At 71.8% G+C, this 17103-nt stretch carries 14 protein-coding genes; 9 read left to right on the forward strand and 5 right to left on the reverse strand.

The window, feature by feature from the left end; all coding sequences use genetic code 11:
- Nucleotides 1-78: 78 nt before the first annotated feature.
- Nucleotides 79-600, forward strand: a complete 522-nt coding sequence (locus tag ACZ6TD_RS43190) for a CAP domain-containing protein (protein ID WP_471347034.1) — start codon at nt 79-81, stop codon at nt 598-600.
- A gap of 1 nt (nt 601) precedes the next feature.
- Here the strand turns inward: ACZ6TD_RS43190 and ACZ6TD_RS43195 are convergent, their stop codons facing one another.
- Nucleotides 602-1285: a TetR/AcrR family transcriptional regulator gene (locus tag ACZ6TD_RS43195; RefSeq protein WP_471347036.1), complete on the reverse strand. Its 684-nt coding sequence runs from the start codon at nt 1283-1285 to the stop codon at nt 602-604.
- A gap of 90 nt (nt 1286-1375) precedes the next feature.
- On the opposite strand from ACZ6TD_RS43195, the gene ACZ6TD_RS43200 reads away from it, so the two are divergent.
- Together ACZ6TD_RS43200 and ACZ6TD_RS43205 are read left to right on the forward strand one after the other, a co-directional pair.
- A complete protein-coding gene (locus ACZ6TD_RS43200) occupies nt 1376-2335 on the forward strand; it encodes an NAD(P)-dependent alcohol dehydrogenase (protein WP_471347037.1) in 960 nt (319 codons plus the stop codon).
- Nucleotides 2336-2472: 137 nt separating this feature from the next.
- Entirely contained in the window at nt 2473-4710 is a 2238-nt protein-coding gene (locus ACZ6TD_RS43205; protein WP_471347040.1) for a HelD family protein, read from the forward strand.
- 102 nt (nt 4711-4812) lie between these two features.
- Here ACZ6TD_RS43205 and ACZ6TD_RS43210 read toward each other — a convergent pair whose 3' ends face one another.
- Nucleotides 4813-6330, reverse strand: a complete 1518-nt coding sequence (locus ACZ6TD_RS43210; protein ID WP_471347042.1) for a glycoside hydrolase family 28 protein — start codon at nt 6328-6330, stop codon at nt 4813-4815.
- A gap of 259 nt (nt 6331-6589) precedes the next feature.
- Between ACZ6TD_RS43210 and ACZ6TD_RS43215 the strand changes: the two genes are divergently transcribed.
- From ACZ6TD_RS43215 to ACZ6TD_RS43230, 4 genes are all read left to right on the forward strand, one after another.
- Nucleotides 6590-7024 (forward strand): SRPBCC family protein, encoded by a 435-nt coding sequence (locus ACZ6TD_RS43215; protein ID WP_471347043.1) that lies wholly within the window; start codon nt 6590-6592, stop codon nt 7022-7024.
- Between the two features lie 416 nt (nt 7025-7440).
- Entirely contained in the window at nt 7441-9390 is a 1950-nt protein-coding gene (locus ACZ6TD_RS43220; RefSeq protein WP_471347045.1) for a beta-N-acetylglucosaminidase domain-containing protein, read from the forward strand.
- Between the two features lie 73 nt (nt 9391-9463).
- A complete protein-coding gene (locus tag ACZ6TD_RS43225) occupies nt 9464-10825 on the forward strand; it encodes an NAD(P)/FAD-dependent oxidoreductase (protein WP_471347047.1) in 1362 nt (453 codons plus the stop codon).
- Nucleotides 10826-10956: 131 nt separating this feature from the next.
- On the forward strand, nt 10957-13641 hold the full coding sequence (locus ACZ6TD_RS43230) for an SMI1/KNR4 family protein (protein ID WP_471347049.1): 2685 nt from the start codon (nt 10957-10959) through the stop codon (nt 13639-13641).
- Between the two features lie 59 nt (nt 13642-13700).
- On the opposite strand, the gene ACZ6TD_RS43235 is transcribed toward ACZ6TD_RS43230, so the two are convergent.
- Nucleotides 13701-14294 (reverse strand): TetR/AcrR family transcriptional regulator, encoded by a 594-nt coding sequence (locus ACZ6TD_RS43235; protein WP_471347051.1) that lies wholly within the window; start codon nt 14292-14294, stop codon nt 13701-13703.
- Between the two features lie 132 nt (nt 14295-14426).
- Between ACZ6TD_RS43235 and ACZ6TD_RS43240 the strand changes: the two genes are divergently transcribed.
- Nucleotides 14427-15620 (forward strand): cytochrome P450, encoded by a 1194-nt coding sequence (locus ACZ6TD_RS43240; RefSeq protein WP_471347053.1) that lies wholly within the window; start codon nt 14427-14429, stop codon nt 15618-15620.
- Nucleotides 15621-15625: 5 nt separating this feature from the next.
- On the forward strand, nt 15626-15841 hold the full coding sequence (locus tag ACZ6TD_RS43245) for a ferredoxin (protein ID WP_201851960.1): 216 nt from the start codon (nt 15626-15628) through the stop codon (nt 15839-15841).
- A 20-nt stretch (nt 15842-15861) separates the two neighbouring features.
- Here ACZ6TD_RS43245 and ACZ6TD_RS43250 read toward each other — a convergent pair whose 3' ends face one another.
- Entirely contained in the window at nt 15862-16725 is an 864-nt protein-coding gene (locus ACZ6TD_RS43250; RefSeq protein WP_471347055.1) for an SAM-dependent methyltransferase, read from the reverse strand.
- Nucleotides 16726-16874: 149 nt separating this feature from the next.
- Nucleotides 16875-17078, reverse strand: coding sequence for an MbtH family protein (locus tag ACZ6TD_RS43255; protein WP_137976358.1), 204 nt, complete (start codon nt 17076-17078; stop codon nt 16875-16877).
- Nucleotides 17079-17103: the final 25 nt, after the last annotated feature.

Below are 17103 nucleotides of genomic sequence, written 5' to 3' on the forward strand. Positions count from 1 at the left end.
TGTCGTACGAACACGTGTGTTGCCCGTGTGGCGGACGGCTCCAAGAATGACGGGCCTCAACCGAGTGTGAGGTCCCGAATGAGCAAGCACCGCAGCAGCACGACGCACCGCCGCAAGATAGCCATCGCCACGCTCGCCGTGGCCGCCGTGGGCGTTCCCTCGGCCGCGATGGCGTCGCAGTCCGCCGCACCCGCCGGCTCCCCCTCCGCCACCTCCGCGGCCGCCGGCGACCAGCAGGAAGTGGTGGATCTCGTCAACAGCGAGCGCGCCAAGGCCGGTTGCAAGCCGCTGACCGTGAACGAGAAGCTGACCAAGGCCGCCCAGGACCACAGCGAGGACATGGCGGCCCACAGCAACATGTCGCACACCGGCTCCGACGGCTCCTCCCCGGGCGACCGGATCGAGCGCGCGGGCTACTCCTGGAGCGCCTACGGCGAGAACGTGGCCTACGGCTATGAATCGCCCAAGAGCGTCATGGAGGGCTGGATGAACAGCTCCGGCCACAAGGCCAACATCCTGAACTGCGACTTCAAGGAGATCGGCGTCGGCCTGGCACAGCCCGGCAACTACTGGACGCAGGACTTCGGCACCGCCCGATAGCTCATCCCCCGGGCGTCCGGGGCAACCGGCCCAGCCCCAGCGGGGCGGGTGGCGGGAGGGGGCGGGCCGGTGCGGCCCGCCCCGCCTCGAAGGACCGCAGGAGGTGGGCGACCAGCCGCCGGGACGCGGCCGGTGCGGTCGCGGCGTCGCCGATGACACCTCTGTTGGCCATGAAGACGAGGCTCAGGTCGGACACGTCGAAGTCCTCGCGCAGCCGTCCTGCGGCCTTGGCGCGCCGGACCACCTCGGCGAAGCCCTCTTCGAGGCGCAGCCGCTCCCGCTCGAAGCCGACCGTGTCGGGGAACGACGACAGCAAGGCGTCGTTGAACTCCCGGTCCCGCGTCTGCGAAGCACACACCGTCTCGACGGTCCGGCGGAAGGCCCGCCACGCGTCGTCGTCGGCCAGGGCGTCGTCGACGATCGCCGCACAGGCGGAGAACTCGTCCGAGAACACCTCCGTGACCAGTGCCTCCCGGGTGGGGAAGCGCCGGTAGAGCGTGGCCACCCCGACCCCGGCACGACGGGCGATGGTGGCCATCGGCACATCGAGCCCACGCGAGACGAACAGCGTCCGGGCCGCCTCGAGGACGCGCCGGCGGTTGGACGCCGCGTCGGACCGCAACCCCGGCCTTCCGGCGTCCCGAACACCGGTGGCGGGCCCTATATGAGAGACGTGAGCAGGCATGTTTCTCACCTTACGCCGACCGGGCGGTTTCCCCTTTCGCGCGCATTAGCGTGGCGGCAACCCCGATGTGCGAAAGGGACGATGAGGACGATGAGTGAGATGCGCGCGGCGCGGTACGACCGGTACGGACCTCCCGAGGTGCTGTACGAGGGCACACTGCCGAAGCCGGTGGCCGGTCCGGGCGAGGTGCTGGTGCGCGTGCACGCCACGAGCGTGAACGGCGGCGAGCTCTCGGGCCGGGCGGGCAAGGTGAAACTGGTGACCGGGCGGAAGTTCCCGCAGGGCACCGGCATCGACATCGCCGGGGAGATCGCCGAGGTGGGCTCCTCCGTGCGCCATCTCGCGGTGGGTGAACGGGTGTGGGGCACGATGCCGCACTTCAGGTTCGGGGCGGCCGCCGAGTACGTGGCCGTCCGGCCCCGTCAGCTCTCCTACGCCCCCGAGGGCATCGATCTCGTCCGGGCCGCGGCCCTGCCCGGGGTCGGCACCACGGCCATCACGGCGCTGCGCGACAAGATCGGCCTGCTGAGTGGCGAGCGGCTGCTGGTGCGTGGCGCGGCCGGCGGTGTCGGCAGCGTCGCCGTCCAGCTCGGACACGCGCTCGGCGCCCATGTCACCGCGCTCGCCGGGGCGAAGACGCTCGACCTCGTCCGGGAGCTCGGAGCCGATGAGGCGCATGACTACCGGACCACCGGCCCGGCCGCCCTCGGGCCGTTCGACGCGGTGCTGGACACGGTGGGCACCGAGCTCGGCGCCTACCGCGGGCTGCTCGCGCCCGGCGGGCGGATGGTGGCCATCGCCTTCGACACCGACCGCCCGCTGTCCTCACTGGGCTCCATGCTCCTCTCTACCGTGCACGGCGCACGGCGGGTGCGGTTCTTCTCGGGAAACCCCCTGCACCAGCTCTTCGCGGACCTCGCCGCGTATGTGGAGAACGGGGCGATCCGGCCGGTCGTCGACACCGTTCATCCGCTCTCCGACATCGCAAAGGCCCATCGAGCGATGGAAGCCGGCGGTGTCCGCGGCAAACACGTCATCCAGGTGAAATGAGGCCATAAAACAGAGAAACGCCCCGGCTGCCTTGACGGCCGGGGCGTTTCTCGGCGTATATTGGGGATTTCCTTGTGCCATTGCATTTACGGCATGAGGAAACCTGATGAAGTCATCGTATCCCGGCGGGAGTCGAATTGTCAAACGAGGAATGGGACCGTGAGCAAGAATTCCTTGATCTGCTCAACGGGCGCCTCGCCGAGCTCAGGGCACGAGCCGAGGAGTCGGTGACCGAGGCCCTGTCCTTGGAGGGCACCACCTTCCAGGCGCGGCTGGAGCGCGATGTGCTGGTGGCCGAGCGGTCCGGGCTGCTCGCCGCGTTCGAGGCGGGGGAGCGGGGGCTGTGCTTCGGCCGGCTGCTGTTCCGCGACGGCCGCGACTACCACATCGGCCGCATCGGCATCCGGCGCGATGACGCGGACCGCACCCCGCTGGTCATCGACTGGCGGGCCGATGTGGCGCGTCCGTTCTACCTCGCCACCGGGCACACTCCCATGGGGCTGCGCCGCAGGCGCCACATCACCACCGAGGGCCCCAAGGTCACCGGGCTGCACGACGAGATCCTGGACCTCTCGGACACCATACGGACCGGGCATGAGGGATCCGACGCGGACGCCGTGCTGCTCGCCGCGCTCGACGCCGCGCGGACCGGCCGGATGCATGACATCGTGCAGACCATCCAGGCCGAACAGGACCAGATCATCCGCGCCCCGCACCACGGGGTCCACGTCGTGGAGGGCGGCCCCGGCACCGGCAAGACCGTCGTGGCGCTGCACCGCGCCGCGTATCTGCTCTACGCGCACCGGGAGTCGCTGGCCCGCCGCGCGGTGCTGATCGTCGGGCCCAACCCGGCGTTCCTCGGCTACATCGGCGAGGTGCTGCCCTCGCTCGGCGAGACCGGTGTGCTCCTGGCCACGCTCGGCGAGCTCTTCCCCGGTGTGACGGCCACCGGCACCGACACCCCCGAGGCCGCCGAGGTCAAGGGGAGCGCGCAGATGGCGGATGCGCTGGCCCGCTTCGTACGGGACCGGCAGACGCTGCCCGACCCCGCGATCGTCATCGAGCACGACGACGGCGATCTGGTACTGGACAGGGACATCGCGTCCGAGGCGGGCCACAAGGCCCGGGAGACCGGCCTGCCGCACAACCTCGCCCGTCCGCACTTCGCCTTCCGGGTCATCGACGCCCTCACCGACCAGCTCGTGGACCGGATCGGCGCGGACCCCTTCGGCGGGCCCAACCTCCTCGGCGCCGACGACGTCGCCCAGCTCGGCAAGGCGATCGCGGTCAACCCCGAGGTGCACGCGGCCATCGCGGAGCTGTGGCCGGCGCTCACCCCGCAGCAGCTCGTGGCCGACTTCCTCGGCGACCCCGTCCACCTCTCCGACGCCGACGCCGCCGCGATCCGCCGCACCGACGGCGAATGGACCCCCGCCGACGTCCCTTTGCTGGACGAGGCCGCCGAACTCCTCGGCCACGACGACGCGGCGGCCCGCGCCGCCGCGGAGGCCGAGCGCCAGGAGCGCATCGAGTACGCACAGGGTGTCCTCGACCTCTCCTACGGCTCCCGCACCCAGGAGTTCGAGGACCGCGAGGACGAGGAGTCGGAGGTGCTGGCCGCCCACGACCTCATCGACGCCGAGCGGCTGGCCGACCGGGCCGAGGAGCGCGACCACCGCAGCGCCGCCGAACGCGCCGCCGCCGACCGCACCTGGGCCTTCGGCCACATCATCGTGGACGAGGCCCAGGAGCTGTCCGCGATGGCGTGGCGGCTGCTGATGCGGCGCAGCCCGACCCGTTCGATGACCCTGGTCGGCGACCCCGCGCAGACCGCGGAGCCGGGTGGCTGCGGCTCCTGGTCCTCGATCCTGGAGCCGTACGTCGGCGACCGCTGGGAGCACAGCCGGCTCGGCGTCAACTACCGCACCCCGACCGAGATCATGGAGGTCGCGGCGCGGGTGGCCCGTACCGTCGACCCCGCCTTCGAGCCGCCGCGCTCGGTCCGCGCCACCGGGGTGCGGCCGTGGGCGGAGCACACCGGCGCTCTGCCCGGTGCGGTGGCCGCGGCCGTGGCACGGGAGACCCGCACCGAGGGCCGTCTCGCGGTGATCGCCCCGAAGGACCGCCATGACGCGCTGTCGGCCGCGCTCCCGCAGGCGTCCACCGGCCGGTCCCCGGACCTGACCAGCGCGGTGGTGCTGCTCGACCCCCGGCAGGCCAAGGGTCTTGAGTTCGACACCGTGATCGTGGCCGAGCCCGCGGAGTTCGGCACCAGCGACCTCTATGTGGCGCTGACCCGGGCCACCCAGCGGCTGGGCGTGGTGCACACCGGGCCGCTTCCGGAGGGCCTGCGCGACCTGGCCGACATGGTGTAGGCGCCGACGCTCCCCGCCGTGTATTCACCGGCCGGGAAGGGGCGGGCGCCGGTGGCCGGAACCGCTGCCCGCCCCGATGGGGGTGTGGTCAGCCGTCGTGGGTCATGAGGAGCAGTTCTCGCTGGATCCGTTGGTGCTCACCCGCAGCGCTCCGCCGGAGGTGTTGGCGCTGTCGGCGAGGCAATAGCCGGACATGTTCTGGACGATGACGTCCGCCGGGCTGTCGCTGCCGCGCTGTGCGGTGAAGTGGTTGAAGCGCAGCGCGCTCCCGGAGTTCGCGATGACCGCCGGACGGCCGTCGTTCTTGGCGAACCGCACCGAGCTGTCGTTGAAGGTGATGTGATCCGCGTTGTGCAGATACCAGCCGAAGGCGGGGCGGGTGCCGATGCTCTTCGGGTTGTAGTCGTCGGCAGTGTTGCTGGGAACGCCGGTGGACATGGTGCCGTTGCCGCCGGGCACGGTGAGATTCACATGGTTGAAGGTGACACCGCTGATGTGATTGCCACCGGACTCGCCCCACAGCGTCGGGCTGAAGGAGGGGGTGTTCCCGGTCCCGGTGATGTTGTCGTAGGTGATGTCGCTGATGTGGCCGACTCCCGGATTTCCGCCACACCGTTTTCTCGTCCCGATCTTCTGCATGATGGGGGAGTGCACATTGGTCATGGTGATGTCGCGATAGTGCACATCGGAGATGTTGGCGCCGTCCATCGAGACCATGCCGAGCCCGGACTTGTCCGCACCCGTGATGGTGATGCCCTGGAAGGTGTAGTCCGAGAAGTCACCACAGGTCTCGGAGCCGAACATCAGGGCGTTGCAGCACTTCGCGGAGAGATGTGAATCGGTCACCCTCACATGGCCGTTGGACAGCTTGGCGCCCAGGGCGTAGTCGCTCTTGAAGACGAGCGCGTCGTCGTTGGCGGCGATATCGGCATGGGTGATGGTCACATTGGTGGTGCTGATGATGTTCCAGCCGTCGCGGTCGCTCGCCGTGTCGATGGTGAGGTGGTCCGAGGTCACGTTGTCGCAGCCGTTGATGAGCGCCGCGAAGTGGCCACCGCGCCGCAGGGTGATCCCGTCGAGGGTCAGCCCGTCGCAGCGGGTCAGTGAGATGATCTTGTCCGCCTCGCCGGAGTCGGGGGTGCCGGTGATGAGGTTGCCCGCGCCGTCGATGGTGCCCGAACCGGTGAACCCGATGTTGGTGAGCTTGTCGCCGTAGAACATCGCGTTGTGGAAGTGGCTGTGGCCGTAGTCCTGGTAGTCGTCGTTCGGATTGGACTCGGGCTTGTCGTAGGTGTCCGCGCTCGAACCGAGGATCGTGGCCCCGGAGTCCAGTTGGAGGGTCACCTCGCTCTTGAGGTGGACGGTGTTCTTGGACTTGTACTGCCCGGACGGGAAGCGGACGATTCCGCCCCCGGCGCTGTTGGCCGCCGTGATGGCCTTCTCGATGGCGGCCGAGTCATTGGACGAACCGTCGGCCTTCGCGCCGTAGTCCATCACGCTGAACACCGGTGCCGCGGTGGTGGCCGTCCCCTGCGCGGGGGCGGCGGCCGCCTGCGGCACGTGCGATAACGCGAAGACGGCGGCGAGGGTGAGCGCCGCGCCTGCGGCGAGTCTCTTCATCTCTCGTTCTCCTTCTCCTGTGGAGCCATGGAGATCCGACGTGTTGGAAGGTCTGGACCTGCTTGAGCTGCGAGGATCCCTCTGGTGGGGCGACTTACGTCTATGCCGGACCAGAAAGGTAGGATCTCTCTTCTTCTGTGGAAGGTAACAGGCGGATCCGGGCTGTCAATGGCCTCCGCCGCCACACGGCGGGGACGACGCGCTCGGCGTGCCGCCGCCACGACCGCCTGCCCGGCCGCCGATCGCCTACGATCCCGCTGTGGCCCCCTTCCGTATCGAGCGGCGCTCCCCACTGCCCGTCGGCGAGACCTGGCGACGGCTCACCGACTGGCCGCGCCACGGCGCCCATGTGCCGCTGAGCGGCGTCACCGTGCGCCCGGCGGGGCCGACCCGGGTGGGCACCGTGGTCGTGGTGCGCACCGGTGTCGGCCGCGCCGGATTCGACGACCCCATGGAGGTCGTGCGCTGGGACCCGCCCACCGGGGACACTCCGGGCAACTGCAGGCTGGAGAAGCGCGGCTCGGTGGTCCTCGGATGGGCCGAGATCGAGGTGTGCCCCCGGGGTGGCGGATCCGAGGTGGTGTGGCGCGAGGAGGCGCGACTCCGGGGACTGCCCCGCCTGTTGGACCCGCCCACGGCCTGGTCCGGCCGGCTGCTCTTCGGCCGAGTGGTCGACGCGTTGCTCAAGGGGTGACGGCGCCTCGGTTTCGCCGGTGACCCGGCCCGCCGGTGGCCTCGCCCTCCGGGCGCCTCGGCCCAAGGGGTGTCCGACGGATCGTGACGCCTGCGGCGGGCTGTTCCCCTCCCCGCCCCTTCCCGAAACCGGGGCTGCGCCCCAGGCCCCGATACCGGGGCTGCGCCCCTTCGCGCGGCATTGACATGCGGCTCCGCCGCGTGGTTCGACGGGCACCCCGTAAGTGGCCCGACCGGCACGGCGCTTGACGACCGACGGCGGGCCGATCATCTGTGCCCATCGCTGGGTAGGGATACGCCGGGCCCGCCGCGGGCTCGCTCCGCGCACGGCACACCGCACACCACCCCCGGCATCACCGCACCGCACGGCACCGCACCGGCCCCGAAGGCCACCGAACGCCACGGAGGAGATGTCCCATGCGCAGTCGCTCCAGAACCCTGGCACCCGTCACGGTGTTGTTCACCCTCCTCGCCCTGCTGTTGCCCACCGGCGCGGTCGCCGCTGCGGCCGCCACCGCGCCACGGCCCCTGCCGGTCGTCACCCCGCGCCCACAGGAGATGTCCCGTATCGGAGCGGACGTCCACGTCCCCGCCCGCGTCCGCCTCGTCGTATCGGACGGTGTGGACCGTCCGACCCGCGATCTCGTCACCTCCGTGCTGCGCCGCGCGGGGGCCTCGCGGCTCCAGGACGGCCCCGGGCCGAAGCTGACCGTGACCGTCGGCCGGATCGCCGAGCCACGGGTCGCGCGGGCGCTTCGGGCCGCCGGGGGACGGGTGCCCGGCCCGCTGCCCGCCGAGGGCTACGCACTCGCCGCGGGGCGCGGCTCGGTGGCGCTCGCGGGCGCCGACTCGGACGGGACGTACTACGCGGCGCAGACGCTGCGTCAGCTGGTGTCCGGCCACCGGACGATCGCGTCCGTCTCGGTCACCGACCATCCGCTGATGCCGCTGCGCGGGGTGATCGAGGGCTTCTACGGAAGCCCCTGGACCCACGCCGAGCGGATGGACCAGCTGGCGTTCTACGGGGACGTCAAGATGAACACCTACATCTACGCGCCGAAGGACGACCCGTACCACCGCGAGAGGTGGCGCGAGCCGTATCCGGCCGCCAAACTCGCCGAGCTCGGCGAGCTCGTCCGGCAGGCCACCGACCACCATGTGCGGTTCACCTTCGCCGTCTCCCCGGGCAACTCCATCTGCTACAGCGACCCCGCCGACATCGCCGCGCTGGAGGCCAAGCTGGACGCGGTCTACGACCTCGGGGTGCGCAGCTTCTCCATGCCGCTGGACGACATCAGCTACACCCGATGGAACTGCGAATCCGACCGCGCCGCCTACGGAAACCCCTCGGCGGAGGCCGCCGCCGAGGCCCAGTCCGACCTGCTCAACACGGTGCAGAAGACCTTCCTGGACGAGCGGGCGGGCACCCGGCCGCTCCAGATGGTGCCGACCGAGTACGGGGACGTCACCGACACCCCGTACAAGCGCGTGCTGCGCGAGCGGCTGGACTCGCGGGTCGAGGTGATGTGGACCGGAACCGATGTGGTGCCGCCGCGGATCACCGTGGCCGACGCGGAGCGGGCCGCCACCGTGTGGGGCCGCAAGGTCTTCGTCTGGGACAACTACCCGGTCAACGACTACGGCCAGGCCGAGGGGCGGCTGCTGCTCGCTCCTTACGACGCCCGTGAGCCCGGACTGCATCGGCAGCTCTCCGGTCTGGTCCTCAACCCGATGAACCAGGCCGCCGCCAGCAAGGTCGCCCTCTTCGGCGGAGCGGACTTCGCCTGGAACGACACCGGCTACGACGCCACCCGCACATGGGAGGCCGCCGCGCGCTACCTGGCCGGGGACGGCCCCGGCGCGCACCCGGGCCGTACGGACGGGACCGTTCGCTCGCTGCTGGCCTTCTTCGACACCCAGCACCTCGCACCCACCTTCGGCGCCGAACCCTGGCAGCCGCAGGCCCCCGAACTCGCCGCCCGGCTCGACCGGTTCCACACCGCCTGGGAGGCGGGGCGCGAGCGAGCGGCCCTGCGGGAGCTGCGTCCATACGCGCACCTGCTCGCCGCCGCCCCCGAGCGCATCAGAGCGGGTGTCGCGGACCGGGGATTCGTGGCGGACTGTGCGCCCTGGCTGGACGCGCTGTCGCTGTGGGGGCGCGCCTTCGGGCGCACCCTGGACGCGCTGGGCGCCCGTCTCGACGGCCATGACGCCCGGGCGGCGCGGTGGTTCGCCGAGGCGGCGGCCGACGCGCGGCGGGCCGGGGAGATCCGCACCCTCCCGGGCGAGACCCGCCCCGAGGGCCCGGTCCGCATCGCCGACGGAGTGCTCGACACCTTCATCACCGAGGCGGCCGAAGGCGCCTGAGTCGCCGCCGCGGTTGTCTTTGCCACCCTTGGGGGTGGTGACGCTCGGATGATTCTGCACTACGCTCCGTAGTATGGGGGTACCGGGGGAAGGTGCGGAGCGAGGGACCGCGGTGGTGATCGGTGGAGGTCTCGCCGGGCTGCTGGCCGCATGGGCGCTGCGGGGATATGCCGAGCGCATTGTCATAGTCGAGCGTGACCGCTATCCCGAGGGGCCCGCGTTCCGCTCGGGCGTTCCGCAGGCGCGTCACGCACATCTGCTGCTCGAGGCCGGGCATCGGGCGCTGGAGGAGCTGATGCCCGGCGCGCGCGAGGAGTTGCTGGCCGCCGGCGCGGTGCGGGTGCCGATGTCGGGCGTGCGCTGGCTCAGCGCGGCCGGGTGGCTCGCGGAGTACGAGAGCGAGGTCGCGTTCCTCTCCTGCACCAGACCGCTGCTCGACCACACGGTGCTGCGCCGGGTGCGCGCCGAGCCCACGGTGCGATGGCTGGAGAACACCGACGTCGTCGGACTCCTCGGCACCCCGGGCGAGCTGACGGGCGTCCAGGTCCGGGCGCGGGGCGACGCCCGCGCCCGGGTGCGCGAGCTGCGCGCGGAGATGGTGGTCGACGCCTCCGGGCGCACCTCCTCGGTCCCCGCCTGGCTGGCCCGGCTGGGCTGCCCGCACACCGCCGAGGAGCGCGTCGACGCGGGCGTGTCGTACGCCAGCCGGATGTACCACCGCCCCGCCGGGGCGGATCCGGGCTTCGACGCGCTCTATCTGCAGACCAAGGCCCCCGACGCGCCCAGGCTCGGCGTGGTGCTGCCCGTGGAGGGCGGCCGGTGGATCGCCAGCGTCGGCAGCATGCGCGGAGCGCAGGCCGAGCCTGGTGTGGCCGGTTTCGACCGGCAGTTGCGTCTGCTGCGGGACCCGAGCCTGCGCGAGCTGCTGGCCGGGGCCGAGCCCGCCGGTGCGGTCCGTGGCTTCTGGCCCGGCCCCGGTGTGCGGCGTCACTACGAGCGCCGGGCGCCGCGGGGGCTGGTCGTCATCGGCGACGCCGTGTGCACCTTCAACCCGGTCTACGGCCAGGGCATCACCGTGTCCGCGCTCGGTGCCCGCGCCCTGCGGGCCGCCGCCGAGCGCCACGGCGGCATCGGCCACCGCACGGCGCACACCGCCCGTAAGGGCATCGCGGCCGCCACGGACACCGCGTGGATGCTGTCCTCAAGCGAGGACGTGCGCTTCCCCACCACCACGGGCGGCCCCGCCGGAGTGGGGGTGCGGGCCCAGCACCGCTATCTGGACCGGGTCATCCGGCGGGCCACCGTCGACCCGGGGGTCTGCAAGGCCCTGCACGAGGTGATGTCGATGGTCGCCGCGCCCACCGCGCTGATGCGCCCCGCCGTCCTCGGGGCCGTGCTGCGCGGGGGAGGGAGGGGCCGACCCGCATCCCCCTAGTGATCGTCGCGGATCACGGACGGTGCCGGTCGGCCGCCCTAGCATCGGCAGCATCCGGGTGTGGTGAGGCCACCCGCACCCATGCCCCGACGACATGTCAATGGACCAGATGGCCCTATCAGGAGCACAGCGTGCGAGCGACTTTTGCGGATTTCACCATCGATCCGCCTCGATTCGGCAATGGCACGGCCCGGTACGTGCGGTGCCATCCCGACCGGGACCGTCTCGCGATCGGCGCGGGCGGACGTGTCGAGCTCGACTTCGCGCTGGACGGCGGCGAACTGCCGGAGCAGCTGACGCTGACCCTGATCGCGCGGGTCTCACCGCTGGGGGAGTCCCTGGGATGGGCGCCCATCGACATCACCGTCAACGGGCATGCGGTGATCTCGCGGTTCACCGTGCCCGGTGGCGCCCGCCCCCGGGAGGTGGCCTTCGCGGTCCCCGGTGAGGCGCTCGTGACGGGCCTGAACACGCTGTGCGTCCGCGGCTGCGCCGAGGCGCGCGGTCTGCTCTGGCTGTACCGGATCACCGTCGAGCCCTCCCGCATCTGCGCCCGTACACACCTCATGGCGGAGGAGCGGCCCGCCGAGGCGGCGGTGTGCGCCTACCGCACCGAGTGGCGCGCCCCGGGCTCCGCCGAATGGCGGCCCGCCCCGCGGCTGCTGGTCCATCTCGACCGGGGCGAGGGCTCGCTGCCGGTCCGCCTCGCCTGGCGCCGGCAGGACGGCGCGGAGGCGTCGATCGGTTTCCAGCCGGCGATGACGGAGTTCTACGGGCACCGCCGGGCCGCCGACGGCAGGCTCACCGAGTACCGGGGGGTGCTGGAGGGCCGCTCGCCGCTGCGGGACAGCGCGCTGGAGGAGGTGATGCACCGCTTTCGCACGGTGGAGGGCGGTGGGTCCGGCGGCCCGGGTCTCCACCAGGAGTTGCGCCTGCTGATCGAGGACGGGGGGCCGCCCGTCGAGCGGGTCATCTGGGGTGATCCGTCGGGGCACTCGGGCGCGGTGTCGCTGCTGGCCGCCGAGCCCGGCCCGGAGGCCGAGGTGACCGACCTGGTCACCAAGGTCCGGGCGCACAGCGAGTTCGCGGAGGTGGGCGAGGTCGCGGAAAACCTGCTGCACGACTCATGGCACAAGTGGCTGGGCCACGGCGACCGCGCCTGGCTGGAGTTCACCCTGCGGCGCCCGGCGGCCGTCGGCCACTACGTCCTGACCTCGGCCAACGACGTCCCGGGCCGCGACCCGAAGGACTGGACCCTCAAGGGTTCGAACGACGGGGAGCACTGGGTGGACCTGGACTCCCGCGTCGAGGAGAGCTTCGCGCACCGCCACCAGCCCCGGGGGTTCACCTTCGCCGCCACCACGGCCTACCGCCACTACCGCCTGGAGATCACCCGGAACGCGGGGGAGGGCCAGATCCAGCTCTCCCAGGTCCGCCTCTTCACCTCCGCCCCCCAGCCGAAGGGCTTCATCGGCCACTACCAGCGGGCGGGCGAGGCACCCACCGGATACCGCGGCACATCGGTGTCGGCCACCCCGGATCCGGAGTCCGCGACGGCGCCGCCGCGCACCGTCGAGCAGTGGCGGTCCTATCTGGCCGAGTACAGCGCGGCCATCCTGCGGGTGGCCGACGAGGAGGAGCTGAGCGAGGTCAGCGACGAGCAGCGGGCCGCCGGGTGGCTCGGGTTCGAGGGCGCGGACGAGGAGAGCATCCTCGCCCTGGAGGAGCGGCTCGGCACCCGGCTCCCGCCGAGCTACCGCGCCTTCCTGGGCGCCTCCGACGGCTGGCTGAACATCAGTCCGTTCATGTGGCGGATGCGCCCCGCCAAGACCGTCGGCTGGCTGCGCGAGGCCGACCCCGAGACCTGGAGCGTCATCCGGGGCGGCGAGGGCGAGGACTGGGACGACACCGCGTTCATGGACCGGGCCCTGCTGGTCTCCGAGGAAGGCGACGCCCAGCACTGGCTGCTGGACCCCGCCGATGTGTCCGAGGACGGGGAGTGGGCCGCGTACATCTGGGCGAGCTGGTATCCGGCCCTGGGGGACCGGCACGCCTCGTTCGCCGAGCTGGTCGCCGAGGAGCGCACCGGCTTCGAGGACCAGGCGGCCCATGAGGTCCGTACGGGGCGTCCCGGGACCGCCGAGGAACTGGTGGCCGAGGGCAGGGCGCAGGCCCTGCGGGGCGAAGTACGCAAGGCGATGGCCACCTTCGAGCAGGCCGCGGTCAAGGGCTCGGGCGCCGGCGCGTATCTGGGCATCATCCTGGGGGCGTTCCTCGACATCAGCGCCGCCCACCACTGGATACGCACCGGCATCCTGGGGGACCCGCGTGTCCTCGAGGCGATCGGCATGGAGCAGTTACGGGCCGAGGCCGCCCCGCTCTATCTGCGCTGCGCGGCCGAGGAGTGGACCGGCGCCCCCGGAGGCTATCTCTCGGCCCTCGGCGACATCCTGCCGCGGCTCCCCGACGGCGTGGACGGTGTCGTGGGCGCGGGCGGCGTGGCCGCGAGCGGCGCGGCCACCGAGGGCGACGACACCGCCGCCTGGATGGCCAGGGCCGCCGCCTTCGTCCCGCCCGCCCTGCCCGAGTCCCGCACCTTCCAGCAGGCCCTGGACCTGGCCAGGGCGCTGGCCGACCGCGGCGCCACCGATCAGTCCTGGGCCGTGATCGAGGCCGCCCTGCCGCACTGGCACTGCGACTCCCCGCACCGCATCGCCCCGGTCGTCCTGCTCACCGATCCGGCCTTCCGCGAGGTGGTCACCCCGGCCCGGGCCCGTCGCGTCGTGACCACGCCCCGCGGGGAGTTCCGCGAATAGCGCCCGGTCTCCTACGGCCCGGCCCTCCTCCGAGACCTGCCCTCCTCCGACATGGCCTCCTATGGCCTGCCGTCCGCTGCCGGAAGGCCGTCCAGGAGGGTGCCGAGCGCGGCCGTGACCAGCGCGCACACCTCGTCCGGGTCCGCGTCCGCCAGCGGCTCCTTGCCCACCAGCACCCGCATCATCCCTATGCCGAGCAGCCAGGACAGCGCCAGATCCGCCCGCAGTTCGTGGTTGTCGGCGCTGGACAGGGAGGCCAGCACCCGCGCGTAGTCGTCGCTGATGGCGCGCACCGCCGTACCGATCTCGTCGCCGCTGTCCACCGAGCGCAGCAGGGTGGCCAGCGCACGGCCGCCCGGTTCCTTGCCGCCGTGGCCCAGCAGCCCGCGCAGGGCGGCCTCCAGCAGCTCATCGGGTGGGGTGGTGCGCAACTGCTCCTCCCCGTTGTGCGCGATCACCTCGCCGAACAGCGCTCTCTTCGAGCCGAAATAGCGGAACAGCAGCGCCTGGTTGACCCCCGCGCGATCGGCGATGTCCCGGACCGTCGCCCGGTCATAGCCCCGCTCGGCGAACAGCGCCGCCGCGGCCTCCAGCAGCCGCCGACGTGTGTTCCGCGCGTCCCGGCGCTGCCCCTCGGACACGGTCGTCCCCATCACGACACCCCTCTCGTCTGCCTCCGGCGATTTCCCTCACGTCCCGTCAGATCAACGGCGCAAAGGGGCCGTTGACCGTACCAGCCGCCGCCTCCTACGTTTGTAAGCACGTGCTTACGCAAGGGAGGTCACATGACCACAGCGGAGACGACACCCATCGCCTATCCCTTCAACTCCGCCGAAGGGCTCGCGCTCAGCGAGGCGTACGACCAGGCCAGGAACCACACCGGATTACTCCGGGTGCGCATGCCCTACGGCGAGCCCGCCTGGCTGGCCACGCGGTACGCCGACGCCCGGCTGGTGCTCGGGGACCGGCGCTTCAGCCGGGCCGCGGCGCTCCACCACGACGAGCCACGGCAGTCCGAGGGCCGGCGCGACAGCGGCGGCATCCTGACCATGGACCCGCCCGACCACACCCGGCTGCGCACCCTCGTCGCCAAGGCGTTCACCGTCCACCAGGTGGAGAAACTCCGCCCGTGGGTCCGGCAGTTGACCCATGACCTGCTCGACGACCTCGAGGCCGCGGGGCCACCCGCCGATCTCGTGGACCGCTACGCGCTGCCCATTCCGGTCGGGGTCATCTGCGCCCTGCTCGGCGTCCCGGAGGAGGACCGCCCCAAGTTCCGCGTCTGGAGCGACGCCGCGCTGTCCACCAGCTCCCTGACCGCCGACGAGTTCAACCGCAACACCGAGGAGCTGCGCGCCTACATGGCCGGGCTGATCGAGGACCATCGCGTCAGCCCGCGGGACGACATCATGACGTCGCTGATCGAGGCGAGGGACGCGGGTGACCGGCTGTCCGAGCTCGAGCTCGTCGATCTGTGCGTGGGCATCCTGGTGGCCGGGCACGAGACCACGGCCACCCAGATCCCCAACTTCGTGCTGACGCTGCTGGACCACCCGGGCGAACTGCGCCGGCTGCGCGAGGAGCCCGCCCTGCTCCACGGCGCCGTCGAGGAGCTGCTGCGCTTCGTCCCGCTGGGCATGGCCGCCTCCTTCCCCCGCTACGCCACCGAGGACATCGAGGTGGGCGGCACCCTGGTGCGTGCCGGGGAACCCGTGCTCGTCGCGGTCGGCTCGGCCAACCGCGACGCGCTGCGCTTCGACGAGCCGGGCACCCTGAACGTCGCCCGCCCCGCCACCCAGCACCTGGGCTTCGGCCACGGTGTGCACCACTGCCTGGGCGCGCCCCTGGCCCGGCTGGAGCTCCAGGAGGCGCTCGGTGCGCTGATCGCCCGCTTCCCGAACCTGCGGCTGGCCGGGGACGTGGAGTGGAAGAGCCAGATGCTGGTCCGCGGGCCCCGTGTCATGCCCATCGGGTGGTGAGCCGGATGACCTGGAAGGCGGAGGTCGACGGCGGGCGGTGCATGGCGTCCGGCATGTGTGCCGGCATCGCCCCCGACCTGTTCGTCCTCGACGAGGAGCACGCCCGGCCGCGACGGGAGGAGGTCCCGGAGGAGGAGCGGGTGCTGGACGCGGCGGACTCCTGTCCCGCGCTGGCGATCACCATCCGCGACGGCACGACGACCGTCGGACCGCGTCCCTGAACCCTGTCCCGGAGACCGCGTCAGGACTTCCGCGCGACGCCCGCCCAGAAGGACACCTCTTCGTCGGTCACATCGCCGGTCTCCACATGGGAGTCCCTTTCGGCCAGGTCGGTCCGCCAGCGGTGCGGCACCTCCAGGCCCGGTTCGACCAGCTCCAGACCGGTGAAGAAGCGCTCCACCTCGTCCCTGGTGCGGATCTTCCCCTGGATGCCGCCGCTGTGGTAGACCTGCACGGTCTTCTGGGTGGCCTCGGGGTCGAAGTCCGGGGTGATGTGGCTCAGCACCAGGAAGGAGCCGGGGGCGAGCGCGTCGACCAGCCGCTGGACGAGGTCGTACGGGCCCCACTCGTCGGGGACGAAGTGCAGCAGCGAGACCAGGCTCAGCGCGACCGGCCGGGACAGGTCCAGCACCTCGGTGAGGTCGGGCGAGGCGAGGACGGCCTCGGGTTGGGTGACGTCCCCGTGCACATAGGCGGTGCGGCCCTCGGGGTGGCTCTTGAGCAGGGCCTGGGCATGGGCGAGGACGATGGGGTCGTTGTCCACGTAGACGACCCGGGACTCCGGGGCGATCCCCTGGGCGACCTCGTGCAGATTCGGCCGGGTGGGAATGCCGGTGCCGATGTCGAGGAACTGGCGGATGCCCCGCTCGGCGGCGAGGAAGCGGATCGCGCGGTGCATCCAGGCCCGGTTGGTCCGGGCGGCGATCATGACACCCGGCCACAGGGTGAGCACCTTGGCCGCGGCCTCACGGTCGGCGACGTAGTTGTCCTTGCCGCCCAGGAAGTAGTCGTACATCCGGGCGCTGTGCGGTCGCCCCTGGTTGAGGGGGGTGTTGGGCGGCTCCGGCCCGCTTCCGGTCTGGGATGCTACCCCTTGCGCGGTCACGTGGTGTTCTCCTCCGTATCCGGGCGCGATCTCCCACGCCGCGGTCGACTGTTCAAAGGATGGTAACCGCGTGACCGTACGGGGAAGTTGAGGGCCCCGGTGCGGCCGGCGCCATCGCGCGCCGGCCGCACCGCGTGACGAGGCCCGGGTCAGGACGCCACGTTGTCCATGCGTTCGCGCAGGCTGCGCGGCCGCATGTCGGTCCACACCTCGTCGACGTACGCGGAGCACTCGTCCTTGGTGCCCTCCTTGCCGACGGGGTGCCAGCCCTCGGGTACCTCGAGGTCGGCCGGCCACAGCGAGTACTGGTCCTCGTCGTTGCGCAGCACCTGGTAGCGGGCGTTGTCGTCCATGGTCGGTCTCTCCTGTCGATGATGG

It is taken from the genome of Streptomyces yongxingensis, assembly GCF_055597465.1.